Source organism: Bacillus sp. SD127 (assembly GCF_058566445.1).
The window spans coordinates 2260109-2278710 of the sequence record NZ_CP191226.1 but is presented as its reverse complement, the minus strand read 5'-3'; the positions used below and the strand labels follow the sequence as shown (position 1 = coordinate 2278710).

At 46.2% G+C, this 18602-nt stretch carries 6 protein-coding genes; all 6 read right to left on the bottom strand.

What is annotated here, in order from left to right; all coding sequences use genetic code 11:
• Positions 1–2: 2 nt before the first annotated feature.
• Positions 3–1145 carry an acyl-CoA dehydrogenase family protein gene (locus ACQVGS_RS12060; protein ID WP_188323780.1) on the bottom strand — a complete coding sequence of 381 codons (1143 nt, stop codon included), beginning with the start codon at positions 1143–1145 and terminating at the stop codon, positions 3–5.
• 79 nt (positions 1146–1224) lie between these two features.
• On the bottom strand, positions 1225–1455 hold the full coding sequence (locus tag ACQVGS_RS12055; protein WP_049809933.1) for a TetR/AcrR family transcriptional regulator: 231 nt from the start codon (positions 1453–1455) through the stop codon (positions 1225–1227).
• Positions 1456–1754: 299 nt separating this feature from the next.
• Entirely contained in the window at positions 1755–3290 is a 1536-nt protein-coding gene (locus ACQVGS_RS12050; protein ID WP_106022102.1) for a glycoside hydrolase family 10-like protein, read from the bottom strand.
• A gap of 144 nt (positions 3291–3434) precedes the next feature.
• The gene (locus tag ACQVGS_RS12045) at positions 3435–3827 is read right to left on the bottom strand and encodes a DUF1360 domain-containing protein (RefSeq protein ID WP_188323781.1); all 393 of its coding nucleotides are present in this window, start codon (positions 3825–3827) and stop codon (positions 3435–3437) included.
• A gap of 123 nt (positions 3828–3950) precedes the next feature.
• On the bottom strand, positions 3951–7775 hold the full coding sequence (gene fenB / locus ACQVGS_RS12040; RefSeq protein WP_188323782.1) for a fengycin non-ribosomal peptide synthetase FenB: 3825 nt from the start codon (positions 7773–7775) through the stop codon (positions 3951–3953).
• Between the two features lie 28 nt (positions 7776–7803).
• Positions 7804–18600 carry a fengycin non-ribosomal peptide synthetase FenA gene (gene fenA / locus ACQVGS_RS12035; RefSeq protein WP_491830267.1) on the bottom strand — a complete coding sequence of 3599 codons (10797 nt, stop codon included), beginning with the start codon at positions 18598–18600 and terminating at the stop codon, positions 7804–7806.
• Positions 18601–18602: the final 2 nt, after the last annotated feature.

The window sequence follows — 18602 nt, the reverse complement described above, 5'->3', positions numbered from 1 at the left end:
TTTTATTTTAGAAGCTGTCTGGCGATCACGATACGCTGAATTTCTGATGTGCCTTCTCCAATTTCCATCAATTTTGCATCCCGCAGCATCCGTTCAACCGCATATTCTCTCATGTAGCCGGAACCGCCATGGATTTGAATCGCTTGGTTGCATGCCCTTGTTGCCATTTCAGAGGCAAACAGCTTGGCATAAGCCGCTTCTTTCGTAAACGGGCGCTTATGATCTTTCAGCCAGGCAGCTTTTAATACCATTTGCCGGGCAAGATCGATTTCCATCGCCATGTCGGCAAGTTTAAACTGAATGGCCTGAAAGGAAGAGATCGGCTGTCCGAACTGCTTTCGTTCTTTCGCATAGGCTAAGGAGGCTTCAAGTGCCGCTTGGGCAATGCCGACTGCAAGAGCGGCAATAGAAATGCGTCCGCCATCCAGGGTATGAAGAAACTGTTTAAATCCTTTTGAAGGGTCGCCGAGCAGGTAACTTGCGGGTACACGGACATCCTCAAGCAAAATTTCCGCTGTATTTGATCCGCGCACGCCCATTTTATCGTACGGGCTCGTTATGGTAAGGCCGGGTGTGTCTGTCGGAACAATTAATGCGGAGATGATATTATTTCCGCTCTCATTTTTGCCTGTCACTGCCGTCACAATCACCGTACGTGCATAGCTGGCATTTGTGATCCAGCATTTTTCGCCGTTAATCACATATTCATCACCATCTATCACCGCTTTCGTTTGCGTGCCTCCTGCATCAGAGCCGGCATTTGGTTCTGTCAGGCCGAATGATCCGAGTGCTTTACCGGAAGCCAGAGGAATCAAATGCGCCCGTTTTTGTTCTTCTGTCCCGAAGTAATATAGAGGGCTTGCACCGAGTGAAACTGCAGCTGCATAGCTTAATCCTGTACTGCCGCATGCTTTGCCGATTTCTTCAACAGCTAAGGCATAGGAAATCGTATCTCCGCCTGATCCTCCATATTCCTCAGGAAAGGGGATGCCCATCAGTCCGAGATCACCCATTTTTTGAAACGTTTGTATCGGGAATTCACCCGTTTGATCTACATGTTCTGCGTGAGGAGCAATTTCTCTCTTTGCAAAATCCTTTACCATTTCACGAACCATTTGCTGTTCTTTTGTCAGCTCAAAATTCACTTGGTTTCCTCCTTCACATCTTTGTAACATCCTATTAAGTGAATTCAGGAATCATTCCCTGACAAAAGAAGTCTGAAAATTAAAACGTCAGCGTTAAAATTAACCGGTGATAATAAGCATTTTCCTTCGTTCGGGCTTTTGCTGATTTTAGCTTTTCGGTTGGCGGACGCTGATTGTTCTTTACGTTTGCCCATGAACTGTCGCACACATGACGAACCACCTCCAGCATCAGGTTCTCTTTTGTGCGAAAATGATAATAAACGGTTCCTTGCGTGACATTTGCTTGTTCGGCAACTGATTTTAACGTCATTGTAGTCCCTTGATACTTCTCATAAATCCCCCGCTTTTTTCTGATAATCTCGATCAAAATGGCTAATCATTTTATGTACTGTCTTTATGTTATGTTTAGGAATGATGCCGCAGTTTTCAAATACTTCGTCATGTTCATAGATTGAAAATACATTTTGCAAGTGTTCCTCTTCGATCTTTTTTAATATGAAATGCTCAGTTTCCAATACAGGTAATTCAGCACCGGCAATACGTTTCTTGTCTCATTCATAAAAACGCAATTTGTTGAAAAAGACGGCTAGTAACAGCCGTCTCTGCGGGCTATTGATTTATTTTTCTTTTCGAGGCCTTGCTTTCGTTATGAAGCCGGTCTGCGGACGTGACATAATACGTATATGTTTTATTTGGTTCTGCCGTGTCATCCAGGAAGGTTTGCTTGTCGTTTGTTTTTCTTGCTGTGGCCAGCAATGTTTGCTCCTGTTTTCCTTCAGCCCTGTATATCGCATAATAGGCTGTTTCCTTTGTTTTTCGATTTGATGGGTGGTCTTGTATGTGCAGGAGGTTTCCGTTATCGTCTGCGGTTACTTTGGTCAGTTTCGGTTTTTTCGGCGCTTTGCTGTCGAGCCAAGGCATTTCGGGTACCAATGCAGGCTTGCTGTACAGGTCGGTGATGAGTCTGTCTTTGATGCCGAGCGGATTTTTATTGAGGTCTTTGAGGCTGAAATGCATGCTTCCTTTCACCAGCTCCAGCTGACGGTTGAGGTTGATTTGTCTGGCGTATTCTTCAGGATCGGACCATGGCGGGTCAAAATTGTTATTGATTTTATAGGCTGCCTGCCCGATGTATAAATGAACGGGTCTGTTTTTGACCTCGTTGCTCCACCAATCAGCCAGCACGTCATAAGCGGCTGCGTTGAAGCCGATGCTCCAGTAAATTTGCGGGGCAATATAGTCGATGTCGCCTTGCTGGATCCAGTGTCTCGTATCTGCATAAAGGTCGTCATAATTTCTGACACCTGCTTTGGTATTCGATCCGGTTGGGTCGTCTTCTGCGTTTCTCCATACACCGAATGGACTGATGCCGAATTTGACATATGGTTTTTCAGCTTTGATTGTTTGATTGATTTGGCTGACAAGCTGGTTTACATTATCTCTTCGCCAGTCATCAATATCGGGAAACGTGTCTTTCCCGTATTGTTCATACTGTACGGTATCAGGAAATTCCTGTCCGGCTATTTTATAAGGGTAAAAATAATCATCCATATGAACGGCATCAACGTCATAATGCTTTACGACTTCTTCAATGCCTTTGATGATAAAATCCCTCGCTTCAGGGATGCCGGGATTATAATAAAGCTGCTTACCGTAAGCCACGACCCAGTCCGGATGCTTTCTTGCCGGGTGATCATCAGACAATTTATTGAGATCTGTATGGTTCATCGTAATGCGGTAAGGATTAACCCAAGCGTGAAATTCAAGATTTCGTTTATGGGCTTCTTCAATCATAAAAGCGAGCGGATCATAACCTGGGTCTTTTCCTTGAACACCAGTCAAATATTCAGACCAAGGCCCGTAAGCGGACGGATAAAAGGCATCGGCCGTCGGCTTAATTTGAACGATGACGGCATTCATTCCCATTGACTGAACGTCATCCAGCAGGCTGAGATACTCCTGTTTTTGCGCTTCAATCGATAAGCCTTTTTTTGACGGCCAATCAAGGTTTAGTACGGATGCAATCCATACGGCTCTCAGTTCCCTGTCCGTTTGTGCTTTGGCCAGATAAGGAACGGATATGATTAACGTTCCGATGAGCAAGCTGACAAGAATACGTACAATCGGCTTTTGACAACCCTTCATTCTGTTTCTTCTCCCCCATTACATCGCTTTCACTATTCGTTATTACGGTATTCCCGGGCTGTAAAAGGGTGCTTAATCGGATTGAAGAAACCGGATTTATAACCGGCTGAACGTAAAAAAGTCCCGAAGCCTCTTTACCCTGCTTTAGGGCTTTTTATCATTTATGAGAATTTGGACACTTTTTAACACGTCTACGAGTTTTACGCCTACGCCGACAGCTGATTCAAGAATGGCCTGTGCGCCTGCGATCGATAATATGAAAATCACCGGAACAGCGATATCAGGTAAAAAAAGATAGCCAAGCCCGATCAGGATGGCACACCAAACGCCCGCGCACCAGTAGCAATTTAACATATAGCCAAAGTTTGAGGCCGGCACGTTTTTTTCATTCACATGCCCGTTTGCATCAACGGTTCTTTTCTTTTTCATAAAAGGTTTTCGGATGAATTCAGTAATTTTGTCGAATACAATTAAGTGTGTCAGCCTGTAACTCGCCAGTATCAGCATAAAAAAAGTAAGCCAAGAAAGATGTTCCATGACAAGCCTCCAAGAAAAAGGATGATGTTATCATTCCCCGCTTTTTTGCATCCATTCTTATGCGCGACTCTCTTGCAAAAAGAAAACCGGACAGAGATACGCTTCTGTCCGGCAAGTATTTGTTTAATGCTTATTTGGCAGCACTTTTTGATCTGAATTGATCTTGTCTAAAATATCGAGGATAATATTTGCATTCTTTTCAGCAAATTCACCTTCCAGCATGTCTTTGTGCGCGCCGTACCCGGTGTATTCGGCATAGCCTTCCTCAGCGGCGTCTTGCCATTTCTGTAATACCATAGCCCCGCTCGTTTCGGTTTGAATGCCAGCTTCAATGAAATGAATGTTTGACTTGATACGGCCTTCATTTATTAACTGAGCCCAATATTCCTGATAGCACCTTTTTTTCTGTATCACTGTTTCTCTGACTGCTTCTGGCAGGTATGCGGCTGAGTCGTCGTTTTCGGTATCTGCTGTTATAGACTGATCCTTTTTGTAGGCGTCTACGATAATGAAGTCACTGACTTCTAGTCCTTTCTGCTCCATAGCCTGTACGACCTCAAAAGCCAAGTTTCCGCCCGCGGAGTAGCCTAATAGAACGTACGGCCCTTCTGGCTGTATTTCGGTAATGCGGCTGACGTATTGTTCAATGCGGCTGTCTTCCTCAATAAAATGAAAGCCATACACGGCTGCTTTGTGATTCAGCTGCAATGCCAGGTCTTTAAAATAAATCCCGAAGCCTGAAATCGGCGGGAAGCAGAACAGGTTTTTTCCGCCTTGCTGGTTCAGTTGGATCACATGCTGTTCACCGGCCGCTGACAGCTGATTAGAATAAAGCTTTTCCGCAAGCTGGGCGATCGTCGGATTTTCGAATAAGACATCAATCGGTATATCAATATGCTGATGATGTTTAAGCATGTGTATCACTTGAAGCGCTTTTAGTGAATGTCCGCCAAGACCGAAGAAATCATCATGTATTCCGATCGTTTTAACGCCGAGTACGCTTTTCCAAATTTGCGCCAATTCCTGTTCGACCCAGTTTCTGGGCGGTGTGAGGTCCTGACGATTTTCAGACTCGTTTTCTGGAACAGGGAGTGCGCTGCGATTGATTTTTCCGTTTCCGGTAAGCGGCATACGGTCAACTCGAACCCAGCGCTGCGGAATCATGTAGTCAGGAAGCACTCGTGCCAATGCAGCGCGAATTTCCTTTTCGTTTCTGCTTTCATCACTAACATAATGCGTGTATAGCTGCGCCTCTCCATCTGTTTCCAGCAAAGTAACTGCCGCTTCACGGACCCCTTCGATTTCTAACAGCCGCGCTTCAATTTCAGCTGGCTCAATCCGTTTTCCGCGAATTTTAATCTGTCTGTCAATCCGGCTGATATATTCTAGGTTCCCATCAGGCAGCCACCGCGCCAAATCACCGGTACGGTATATTCTTTCTCCAGGTATGAAAGGATCAGGAGAAAAAACGGCAGCTGTTACATCATCTCTGTTTAAATAGCCTTTTGCCACTCCGTCACCGCCGACACATAGCTCTCCGGGAACGCCTATTGGCAAGAGACATCCTTTTGCATCTAAGATGAAAGCGGTACAATTGCTGATCGGTTTCCCGATCGGGATAGGAGTGGCATAGTCTCTTTTAATCTCAAAAAAGGTTGAGAACGTCGTGTTTTCTGTCGGTCCATAGATATTATAAAGCGAAAGCTTCGGACACGCGCGCCTGACAGCGTTTATAAGCTCAGGCGACAGCGCTTCGCCCCCGACATATAGCGTATGAAGCCTATGAAACATATCAGCTTGAGCTTGTGCCAGCTGATTAAAAAGAGCGGTTGTCAAAAACAGCACAGTGATGTTGTTTTCAATTAAATACGCGCCAAAACGATCTGGTGTCAGCATTGTTGATTTATCAATGATATGCAGAGTTGCTCCTTTTAAAAGCGCTCCAAACATTTCAAAGGTGACGGCGTCAAAGCTGATGGACCCTGTTAGGATAAACCGGTCATTTACAGAAGCTGATGTGTAATTGCTGTTGCAAACAAGGGACACGACATTGCGATTGGTAATCATGACGCCTTTAGGCCGGCCTGTCGAACCGGAAGTATACATGATGTACGCGAGATCATCCGGGCCAGTGACGACTTCCAAAGGTTTCGTATGTTCTTCAATCATCGCCTCTGCATCTGCAGAAATAAAGGTTCCAGCAAACGCTGTGTTTGGCTCCAGTCCTTTTTGAACAATCAGCATAGCGGCTTTTGTTTCGTCGAGCATATAGCTGATCCGTTCAGGCGGAAGCTCCGCGTCAAGAGGAAGGTATGTCCCCCCTGCTTTTAAAACAGCCAGTACACTAATGATGAAATCAGGAGAATGACCAGACAAAATACCGGCTGTTCCGTTCCGGCGCAGCCCGTTTTCATACAATGTTCTGGCCAGTGCATCCGATTTTTGATCGAGTTCACGATACGAAATGGACCTATTTCCGTAAACCAGAGCTGTTTGATCCGGTGTTTTTACTGCCTGTTCGCGGAATATATCTATCACTGATTTGTTTTTCGGATACGCCGTCGAAGTGTCGTTACATTGTGTTAAAATCTGCTCTTTTTCTTTCGGATCAAGAAAGGAAAAGTCTGCAACGGGAATGTCAGGGTGATCTGCAGCAGCTTGTAACGCTTGTGTCAGCTGTCTTTGGATACAGGTCATCCAGGCAGCATCATACACGTGCGCATTATAGCTGAACTTGATGACGAGTTCATCACCGGGAGCAACGACAAGGTTGAAATTGTATCCTGACTGTTCAGACACTTTTACATTGTCTATTTGCAGAGGTGAATCAATCTGATCAGCTGAGTCAGCCATTTTTTGCTGTAACGGATAATTTTCAAAGACAATAATGTGGTCAATCAGTTCCTGTTTTAAGGCGGTGTTTGCCTGAATATCGAATAAAGGATGGCAGGTAAACGGCTCAGCGTCCAGCATATCTTGTTGACAGCGGATGAGCAGTTCTGCAAACGTTTCTTCTTTGCCTGTTTTAACACGAACCGGAACTGTATTGATAAACAATCCGATCATTGACTCAACACCCGGAATTTCAGATGGTCTGCCTGAAACGACTGCGCCAAAAACGACATCGTCCGTTCGGTTGTAGCGCTGGAGCATAACACCCCAGACCGTTTGAATAAAGGTGGCAAGCGTGACGCCTGTTTGTTTGGCGGTCTCTTTCAGCTTGTCCGTCAGCTTTTGATTCAGAGTGAAAATTAATTCTTCACGGTAATACCCTTCTTTTGCTTCTCTGTCCGTCACTTGAGGCAGCTGTGAGGGGGTGCTGTAGTTTTTCAGATAAGCACGCCAGTAGTCTGCTGCCGTTTCTTTGTCTTGTTTTGTCAGCCAAGAAATATAGGTGCTGTAGGGGCGAACAGGCTCCAAAGCAAGGTGATTTCCTGTATGGATAGATTGATAGATTTGCATAAATTCCTGCAGAATGATTCCGAGACACCAGCCGTCCATTAAGATGTGATGGTGGCTCCAGACACAGACATGCTCATTTTCTGCTGTTTTGAGCAGAGAAATCCGCATCAGCATGTCTTTTTGCAAATCAAACCCTTTTTTCTTATCTTTCTCTTTAAACTGTTCAATATAATCATTCTGCTCATTCATCTGCAGGCTGGAAATGTCCTCAGTGTGCAAATGGAATTTCCGTTCTGTCATTACGACCTGCCGAGGTCCCGACAGATTGGGGACGTGCGGCAGAAATACAGTTCTGAAAATATCATGGCGGTCGATGATGGCTTGAATACTGCGCTGAAACATCTCATAGCTAAGGCTTCCTTTTATCGTAAAGAGCGACTGCTCAACATAAGCTCCCTCCTCTTTATGGAGGAAGGAATGAAACAGCATTCCCTCCTGCATATGACTCAGAGGATAAATGTTCTTGATTTTTTTGGTTTTAACCATATCGCCTGCACCTTTCTATACGGTTTCATTAGTGAAAACTGAGCATATCAGCGATTTCTTGGAGCGCGTCCTCGGTCAGTTCATGATCATCAAAATCGCTGATGGTTTTTTCTGTTTCTGTTTTGTTCAGACAGTGATCAATCAGCTTCAGTAAGTAGTGATGGCAATTCTCACAAAGCTGTGCGATTGTTTTATGCTGGAAACGGGATGTTTCGTACGTCATGTTGACTGTCATTTTTCCTTCTGCTGCCATCGCACTGATGTCAAGCGTTTGCTCACGGTTCCAAGAAGTGCTGATATCTTCTCCGGTCCCGAGCGGAGAAAACGAGAAGGTGTTTTCATCAGGCGCTTCAGTTGTACGGCTGTTTTCAAATTGACCCAGATAGTTGAAGCTGATGTCCGCCGTGCCGGTGAAATCAAGGTCAGTTTTCTCAGGCGGGGTCAAATATTTGAGTACACCGTAGCCGAATCCTTTGTCCGGAACGCGTCTCAGTGTATCTTTTGTTGTTTTTAACACATGAACCAAGTATTCTTCTTGATCCTTGTCGGACAAGTCTGAATCTAGTTTGACGAATAATGGATAAATGGCGGTAAACCATCCAACCGTGCGGCTGACATCTATGCCGTCTAACACATCCTCGCGTCCGTGGCTTTCTAATGACAATTTGACGGCGGATTGTTTTGTCCAATCCCGCAAAGCTAGAATCACGGAAGCCAGCAGCATATCTTGCGTATCTGTGTTATATATACTGTTGACGCTTTTTAAAAGCGCATCCGTCTCTTTTGTATTTAGAGAGAATGAAACTGTATCCCGTTTTCTCTCATTTAAAGTTTGAGCGTTCATTTGATCAAACGGCAGTGCTTCTGTTTGATACTCTTCAGCTTCGCGCCAATATGCGAGCTGTTTCATAAGCTGACGGCTTTCAGCATAGTCAGCGAGTTTTTCCGTATATGCTTTGAAAGAGCTTGTTTTAGGCGGCAAATCAATGTCTTCTCCGTTTACAGCCTGACGGTATCCGGTTGCCAAATCCTCCAGCAGGACACGCCATGAGACGCCGTCAACGATGAAGTGATGAGCCGTTAGGAACAAAAAGTCTCCATCATCTGTACGGAAAAGTCCGGCCTGCAATAGCGGCCCTTTTTCCAAATCTATGTTCTGCTGAATGTCACGTACATGATGTTTAATCAGAGATTCATATTCATTGACTTCTGAACCTTTAAGATTGATGATCTGTAGGCTGTACAGCGCGTCGTCTGAATGACTGACCGGCCGATTATATTGAACCCATTTGCCTTGCTCAGACTGTGTGAACACCATTCGCAGCGCATCGTGGTGGATTGTGATGGCTTTTAACGTTTTGCGCAGCGCGTCTTCTTGAACGGAGGTACTCCGATGCAGCATAACAGATTGATTAAAATGGTGTTTCTCTTTTATATCTTGAGAAAGGAACCATTTTTGAACAGGTGACCACTGTACTTCTCCCTCAACCGGAGCTTGGCTGGCACTAGTATTGGAATCACGGATATATGCTGCCAGTTCTTTAATTGTCGGATGACTGAATAAATCTTTAACCGACATTTGTTTCCCGATTCGATGAAGCCGTGCTGACACCTGTAACGCTTTAATGGAATCTCCTCCGAGCTCAAAGAACGAATCATCAATTCCGATTTTCTCTGCACCGAGCACTTCACCCCATATATCTGCCAGTTTTTGTTCCATCTCGCTGTTCGGTGCATGAAATGTACGTACTTGATTGAATGCCGGTTCTGGAAGTGCCCGGCGATCCAGCTTGCCATTTGGTGACAAAGGAAGCGAGTCCAGCGTTTGAATAAACGCCGGCATCATATACAAAGGCAGCTGTTTTTTTAATTCGGCACGCAACATTTCTGTATTAAAGTCTTGCTCTGCCACAATGTAAGCACACAATTCGGTTTGAGCAGGCGCTGTTTCGCGAGCAAGGACAACAGCCTCTTTTACTCCGTTTATACGGCGGATAACTGATTCAATTTCTTTCGTTTCTACACGGTGGCCTCTGATTTTGACTTGATCGTCCATTCGTCCTAAGTATTCGATTGTACCGTCTGCCATCCATCTGGCTGCGTCACCTGTTCGATACATCTGTTTTTCGGGCTGGAATGGGTGCTGAACGAATGTTTTTGCTGTCAGTTCCGGAAGATTGACGTACCCTCTCGCAAGCCCTGTTCCTGCTATACAAAGCTCGCCGGCAACGCCGATTGGCTGAAGCTGATCCCCGTTTAAAATCAGCACTTCAGTATTGTCGATCGGCCGGCCGATGCATACGTTTTTCTGCCGTTCCATATGTCTCATGGCTGTGGTTGCCACACTGTTTTCTGTCGGCCCATATTCATTTGCTAGCTCTGTATTCGGGCATATTTCCATGCTGCGGTCTATCAATTCCCGGTCAGCTGCTTCTCCTGCAAGCGTGACTACTCTAAGCGTCTTCGCATCTTCCGGCTGTATGACGTCCAAAAGTGCCCGATATAAAACAGGGACGATAATCATATGTGTAATCCGATGATGAGATAGATCATGCTTAATGGACAAAATATCTTTCGCTTCGTTTTCATCAGGCAGCACTGTCTTTGCACCTGACAAAAGCGGTGTGAACATACTTGTTAAAAAGCCGTCAAACGAAAAAGAAAAGAGCTGAAGGACTGTGTCTGTCTCATTCAAAGCATAAGCATTTCGCCGCCACTGCAGGGTGTTGGCTATTCCTTTATGCTCGACCATCACGCCTTTTGGCTGGCCTGTCGTTCCTGAAGTATAAATGATATAAGCCAAATGCTGAGGGCGTGACACTTGCGGAAGCGGTGATCCGTCGTATGTCTCCGCGGTCTCTATAGCGAATATCTCACCTTCAAAATCTTCAAGTGCTTCTTGCTCCGCAGCAGGTAAAGTGATGAGCAGTTTGGTTCGGCTGTCGTCGAGTATATAGCGTTTCCGTTCCGCCGGGTATTCCGGATCAATCGGGACATAACAGCCGCCGGCTTTCCAAACGCCCAGAATGGCTGCAATCATGCTGAATGAACGAGGCATCATAATTCCGACTGGTGTGTCCGGCTTAACCCCGCGGTCTCGCAGGGCCCATGCAATGCCATTGGACCATTCGTCCAGTTCCTGATAGGTGAGCGTGTTTTCTTTGCTGACGAGTGCAGGAGCATTCGGAGTCAGCGTTGCTTGTTTTTCAAACAGCTGATCGATTGTTTGCACTTTATGTTCATTTTCTTGCCCGCTGTTAAACTCATTCAGCAGTTTGTTTCGCTCTTCATGAGTCAGAATGTCGATATTGTTAAGAAGTGTGTTCGGATTTTTGACAATATGACTCAGCAAATTTGTCAGGTGATATGTCCATTGTTTTATCGTTGCTTCTTGAAAAAGTGCAGTCGAATATTCAAATTGCAAATGAATTTGCTCGTCACCCTCAGAAGCCTGCAATGTGATATCAAACTTAGAAACATGATGAGAAACGCCGGCCGGCTGGAGTTGTATGTCAGCCAGCTCCAAAGTCTGTTGCTCTGTATTTTGAACGACTAACATGGCATCAAACACTGGATTTCGGCTCATATCCCTTGTCACGCTGAGCTTGTCGACAAGCTCTTCGAACGGATAATCCTGATGTTCGTAAGCTTCCAATGCGGTCTCACGCACTTCCTGCAAAAATTGCGCAAAGGGCTTCCCGCCCTCCGGGCGTGCCCGAAGCGCCAGCGTGTTGACGAACATTCCAAGTATCGGCTCAAGATCTTTGTGAGGACGTCCGGCAATTGGTGACCCGACGATGATGTCTTCCTGTCCGCTTAAGCGCGACAATAACGCTGTGTAAGCTGCCAGGAGCACCATGTACAGGGTGCTTCCGTTCTCGCGTGCGAGTTTGTGAAGCCCGGCTGTGAGTTCTTGATCGAGCGTAAATGAAACTTGATCACCTGCGAAGCTTCGCACCGGCGGTCGGGCGTGATCAGCCGGCAGGTCCAGTACGGGCAGCTCGCCTTCGAGCTGCTTCAGCCAGTATGCCTCCTGCGTCTTGTACGTGTCTCCTTTTTTAAAGGCCTCCTGCCATACGGCATAGTCTTTATATTGAATGTGAAGCGCAGGTAGCTCCTGATTGGCGTACAGCTCCCCGAATTCCCGAATGAGCGTATTGACTGACACACCGTCTGAAATAATGTGATGCATATCGACCAGTAATAGATGCCGCCCGTCTGATACCTTGACGATCCCCGCTCGGAACAGCGGAGCTTGGCTGAGCTCAAACGGCTGGATAAACGCTGCCGCGGCTTCCTGTTCAGTTTGTCCGCCGAGCACAGAGGTGTGGAATGTAAACGGCACTTCGTCATGGATGCGCTGAACCGGCTCGCCGCCTGTGTCCGTTGTAAAGGACGTCCGCAGTGACTCGTGGCGTTTGATCAGCTTTTTGAATACGGCATCCATTCTTGTAAGATCCAGCTTTCCTTCCAGCTCCAAGACTGCCGGCATATTGTAGCCTGTGCCTCCATCCTCCAGCTGCTGGAGCACATACATCCGCTTTTGGGCGGAGGAAACCGGGTAGGTCTCGCGTTTTTCAGCCGGCTTAATGGCTTCATACGGACTTTCCGTTCCTTCGCTGATGACAGAAGCCAAACCTTCTACCGTCGGATGGGCAAACACATCCTTCAGCGGCACTTGGACGCCGAGTTCCTTGGCGATCCGGGAGACAAGCGCGGTGGCTTTTAAGGAATGGCCGCCCCGGTCAAAAAAGTTGTCGTGAATGCCGACAGGTCCGCTTTTCAGCACTTCCTCCCACAGCTGGGAAAGCTTCATCTCTGTCAGGTTTCTCGGCGCTGTGTAGGTTTCCCGATCTGCCGCTCCGTCAGGAGCAGGCAGCGCTTTTCGGTCGAGCTTTCCGCTCGGGGTAACCGGCCATTGTTCCATCTCAATGATATGAGCAGGAATCATATAGCCCGGAAGCAATGTCTCAAGCTGCTTGCGCACTTCATTTCTCCCGAGCCCTTCCGCATACGCACATAATTCCGCCTCGCCGAATTCTGTACGAACAGTCACAGCCGCTTCCCGCACGCCTTCTATGCTTCTGAGCGCCGCTTCGATTTCTCCCGGCTCAATCCGGTAGCCGCGGATTTTCACCTGGTCATCCAGACGGCCGAGGAATTCAACCTGTCCGTCTGGGAGCCAGCGCGCCAGATCACCCGTTTTGTACATGCGCTCTCCCGGATAAAATGGATCATCAAGAAAACGTTCTTCTGTTAATTCCGGACGATTCAAGTAGCCTCTGGCGACGCCGGCTCCGGCGATATACAATTCTCCGATACATCCAGCAGGCAGCATCCTCTGCTTCTGGTTCAGAATATACAATCTGACATGATGAATAGGTTTGCCAATGGGAATGCGGTCAAGTTTTTCATCCAGCGGGCAATCAAAGAATGCCGCTTCTACAGTAGCTTCGGTAGGCCCATAGGAATTGGTTAATGTAACATCTGGCAGCAATTCACAGAACCGAGAGACAAGATGTGCCCCCAGCTGTTCGCCTCCAGAAAACACCCTCTTCAGCCTGTTCGTTTTGATCGGTACAGGGCCATTTTTTAGATATTCTAAAAACGCATGAAGCATAGAAGGCACAAAATGCATCGCTGTAATCTGCTGTTCTTCTATGACCTTCAATATCATGTCCGGTTCTTTTTCGCCTCCTTGAGGAAGCAGATAAACAGAGGCGCCAGCATACGGCCACCAAAACAGCTCCCATATCGAAGCATCGAAGGAATACGACGTTTTATGCAAAATGACGTCCGATTGGTTCAAAGGATAGCGGAACTGAAGGGAATTTAAAAAATTCACTGCAGATTGATGTTCAACCTGTACACCCTTAGGTCTTCCAGTAGAGCCGGATGTATAAATCACATAGGCTAAAGAATCCGGATAGACTTCAACATTTGGATTGGACAGACGACGTTTCAGCCCGCTGTTTAATTGACTGAGATGAACGATTTCTCCATCAAAAGCTGGAATGTCTAGATTGTCAGATTGAATAAGGAGAATGCCAGAATCGCTGTCCTTCAGCAAAAAGCGGATCCGTTCCTCTGGATAATCCGGGTCAATAGGAAGATAAGCGCCGCCTGCTTTTAGAATCGCATAAATCCCGATCAGCATTTCAGGGGAACGCCTACCCATAATGGCAACAGTCGTTTCGGCTTTTACTCCGCGGTCGATCAGCTCCCAGGCTACACGGTTAGCCTGTTCGTTCAATTCCTTGTAGGTTATCTCTCCGTCTTCAACGATCACGGCCGGTTGGTCAGGTGTTTTTGCCGCTTGCTGTTCGAGTGCATGGTGCAGGGTCTGTTTCAACGGATAGCCTGTCTCCTCAAGCGGATGGCACGAGTCAATGAAAGACCTTTCTTCTTCTATTGTCAGGATCGGGATATTGTCCAATTCCATGTCAGGACTGGAAGCTGTGTTTTCCACAAGTGTCATAAAAAGGTCGGCCCATCTTTGAACGGTATCTTTTTCAAACAAAGCGGTACTGTATTCAAACTGACAGTACAGCTCAGCCTCATGCTCTGTGACATACAGGGAAATATCGAACTTAGATATCGGATGCTGCAAATCGTTCCATCTAAGCAGCAAATCATTCATTTTCAGCGTTTGCTTTTCCATATTTTGCAGCACAAGTGTTGTATCAAACAGCGGATTCCGGCTCATTTCCCGCTGCACACCGAGTTGATCAACCAGCTCTTCAAACGGATAATCCTGATGCTCATAGGCTTCCAGTGCAGTCTGCTTGACTTCCTTGAGAAAATTTGTAAATGTCTTATTGCCGGCTGGGTGCGTCCGGAGCGCTAATGTATTGACGAACATGCCAAGGACCGATTCAAGATCGGCATGCGGGCGTCCGGCAATAGGCGAACCGATCACGATGTCTTCCTGACCGCTTAACCGCGACAAAAAAGCTGAATACAATGCGAGTAGCGTCATGTACAGCGTGCTCTCATTTTTGCGGGCTAGCTGCTTCAGACGGGACGTGATTTCTTCATTCATTTGAAATAAAACTTTGCCGCCTGTAAAATTCCGTTCTGCCGGTCGGCGCTTGTCTGTTGGGAGCTCGAGCACCGGCAGCTCACCGCTAAACTGTCTCAGCCAGTAAGTCTCCTGCTTTTTGTATGTGTCTCCCTTTTGAAATTCCTGCTGCCAAACGGCGTAATCTTTATATTGGATTCGTAACGGCTTAAGCGCCCGATCTGCATAGCGCTCAGTGAATTCGCGGATTAAAAGCTGAACGGATACACCATCGGAAATGATATGATGCATGTCCACCAGCAACAAATGCTTCTCGTTCGCCAGTTTCACAAGGCCAGCTCTGAATAACGGCGCTTGACTGAGGTCAAATGGACGGACAAATCCAGCAGCAGAGGCTTCTTCACTTAACGTAAACGGAACCTCACTGTGAATACGCTGTACGGGCTCGGCATCTTCTCCCGGCACAAAGGACGTTCGAAGCGGCTCATGCCGGCTGATCAGTTCCTTGAATACAGCAGCCAGTTTTTCGCGATCAAGCTTCCCTTCCAGTTCTAAAACTGCCGGCATGTTGTAGCCGACACCGCCATTATCTAGATGCTGGAGCACGTACATCCGCTTTTGAGCTGATGATACTGGGTACGTCGGTTGTTCTTTTGCCTGTGCAACCGATGCAAAGGGATTTTCCTCTGCATGTCGAATAATGAGAGCCAATCCTTCCACTGTCGGATGGGCAAATACGTCCTTCAGCGGGACTTGAACATGAAATTCCTTGGCGATTCGCGACACAAGCACCGTTGCTTTTAACGAGTGTCCGCCGCGGTCAAAAAAGTTGTCGTGAATGCCGATCGGGGCTTCCTTCAGCACATCTTCAAACAGCTGCGAAAGCTTTACCTCTAACAGGTTCCGCGGAGCAGCGTATGTATTACTGCTGATTGAAGCTTCCGGTTCTGGAAGAGCTGATTGATCGACTTTTCCGTTCGGCGTCAAAGGAATGCTGTCAACCCAGACCCATTTGGCCGGAATCATATATTCTGGGAGCTCATTTGCCAGATATTGTCGCAAAGCCGAGGAATCCAGCCTGTGCATACTGCAATAATAAGCGCATAACTCATGTTCTTCACCTTGATTTTGCCGGATAAGAATAGCAGCTTCTTTGACCTCTGGATGCTTCATTAACGCGATTTCTATTTCTTGCGGCTCGATTCGATAACCTCTGATTTTCACTTGATCGTCGGCTCGACCGATATATTCAAAGCTGCCGTCTTCACGAATTCTCGCTACATCTCCCGTTCGGTACATGACCGCTCCGGGCCTGAAAGGATCGGGTAAAAATTTCTCTCGCGTCAGTTTATCGTTATTGATATAACCTCTGGCCACACTTGAACCGGAAATATAAAGTTCTCCTGATACTCCCCGAGGCTGCAGCTGTTTTTGGCGATTTAAAATATACAGATCAGTACAATCAATCGGTTTTCCGATCGGAGGAAACTCCGGAATTTGGTCACCCGGATGTATGGTATATGCCGACACTACATGAGTTTCTGAAGGTCCATAATGATTGTGCAAGTACATGCTGCGCTGACACAAAACATCTTTGAGGAGACTGGAAACGATTAATTGCTCACCGGCTGTAATCAGGTGTTTTACATCATGAGGAAACGCGTTCGCAAATTCCTGTTCGCTGAAAATCATTTTGATAAAAGCCGTTGGGAGAAACACAATAGTCATCTGATGCTCTTTTATAAATGCAAACAGCTGAGGCACGTCTCTTTTTATAGCTTCAGGCACGATATGAAGTGTGCCGCCTCCCAGCAATGTTGAAAATATTTCTTGATAGCAGACGTCAAAGGCAGGAGTTGCAAATTGCAAAACATCATTTTCAAAGTCAATGCCAGAGCGAGTGAATTCGAACTGCAGCAAGTTAGCCATATTTCGATGTTCAAATTGAACGCCTTTTGGTTTTCCCGTTGTGCCTGATGTGTAAATCATATAGAGCAGATCGTCCGCACTATTCACTGAATGTAAGCAGCTGCCGTCTTCGATTTGAGTATCTTCTATATAGGTAACATTCAGGCCAGTCTCAAGCAAAGGTGCAAAATGCGCTTGTGAAACGACATGAGAGCAGCCGCAGTCATTTAGAATATAATTTATTCTGTCAGACGGATAATGGGGATCGATTGGAACAATGGCGCCTCCAGCCTTCAATATACCGAGAATACCTGTAATGAACTCAGTTGAGCGTTCCATCATGATTGCGACAGGTTCCTGCCTCATAACGCCTTTTTTCCGCAAATGCCGTGCCAATCTGTTGGCGGATTCGTTCAATTCTTTATAGGTCAGAGAATGCGCTTGATCAATCACAGCCCGCGCGTCAGGCGTCCTTTCTGCCTGTTTTTCAAACATGGCATGGATGGTTTCATAAACTGGTTTGTGATCTTTGATTTCCCCAATCAGCTGCAGCTTTTCAGTGTCTGTTGTGATATCGATGTCTTCGGGTGAGAGATGCGGATGATCTAAGATTTGGGAAACAGTGTTCAAAAGATGCTCCTTAACAGAAAGCACAAAGGATCGGTCATGCAGTGCTGCATCATAGCTCATTTTTATATGGATTTCTTCCGCTGGCGCCACCATAAGATAAAAGCTGTAATTGGTTTCATCCGCTACCGTAAAGTTATGAATCTGAAAAAGATCTGAATCAGGCTCCTGGCTGTTCAGCATTTCTATTTCTTTCTGCACCGGATAGTTTTCGAATACAAGAATGTGATCAATCAAACCTTGCTTGACTGCTGAACGGGACTGTATCTCGTATAGAGGATGGTAGCTGTATGCTTCTGCAGCAAGGCGATCCTTTTGCATGTCTTTTACGAGCTGTAAAAATGGCGTTTTTGATCCATGCAGCCGTATGGGAATCGTGTTGATGAAAAGCCCGACCATTTGTTCAATTCCTTCAATGTCTGAGGGCCTTCCTGAAATGACAGAACCGAATACCGCGTCATCACTATTGTTATATTTTTGAAGAAGAATTCCCCATAGGGTATGGAAAATTGTACTGAGTGTGACTTCTTCTCTTACGGCAAGCTCTGACAGCCTGCTGCTGTCTTCTTTTGAAAATGAAAATGTAATTTGCTCCTGCCTGCTTGTGCTCTTTGTTTTTTTCTGCTTCGGGAGCAAGGTTTGCTGCTTAATGCCGGAAAGATAATTGTCCCAATAGGAAACAGCTTTCTCTTTATCTTGCTCCATCAGCCAATTGATATAAGTTCCGTATGGCTGAACGGGCTCCAATGATAATGGAGCCCCTTTTGTTTTTGATGCATAAATCTGAAGGAATTCTTTTAGTACAATGCCGAGGCACCAGCCGTCCATCATGATGTGATGAAAGGTCCAAATACAAGTATATTGCCGCTTTCCGGTTCGAATAAGTGTGATGCGCATGAGCATATCTTTTTGCAGATGAAACCCTTTGGCGCGGTCCTTTTCTTTTATTTGTTCGACAAACGCAGATTGGCCCGCTTCATCTAAATGAGCAATGTCCTCCTCCAGTACACTGACAGTCCGTTCCCTCAGGACAACCTGCTGAGGTGAAGAGACATTTTGGCTGATGAAAATCGTTCTGAAAATGTCATGTCTTGCTACTAAAGCATTGATGCTCTCTTGGAAAAACTGCAAATTGACTTCTCCCTCTATTGTAAAAGAGGCTTGTTCAACATATGCCCGTGAATCTTTTTGCAGGAGGGAATGAAAAAGCATTCCTTCCTGCATATAAGACAGCGGATAAATATCCTGTATTGAATTCGCTTTTGTCATGT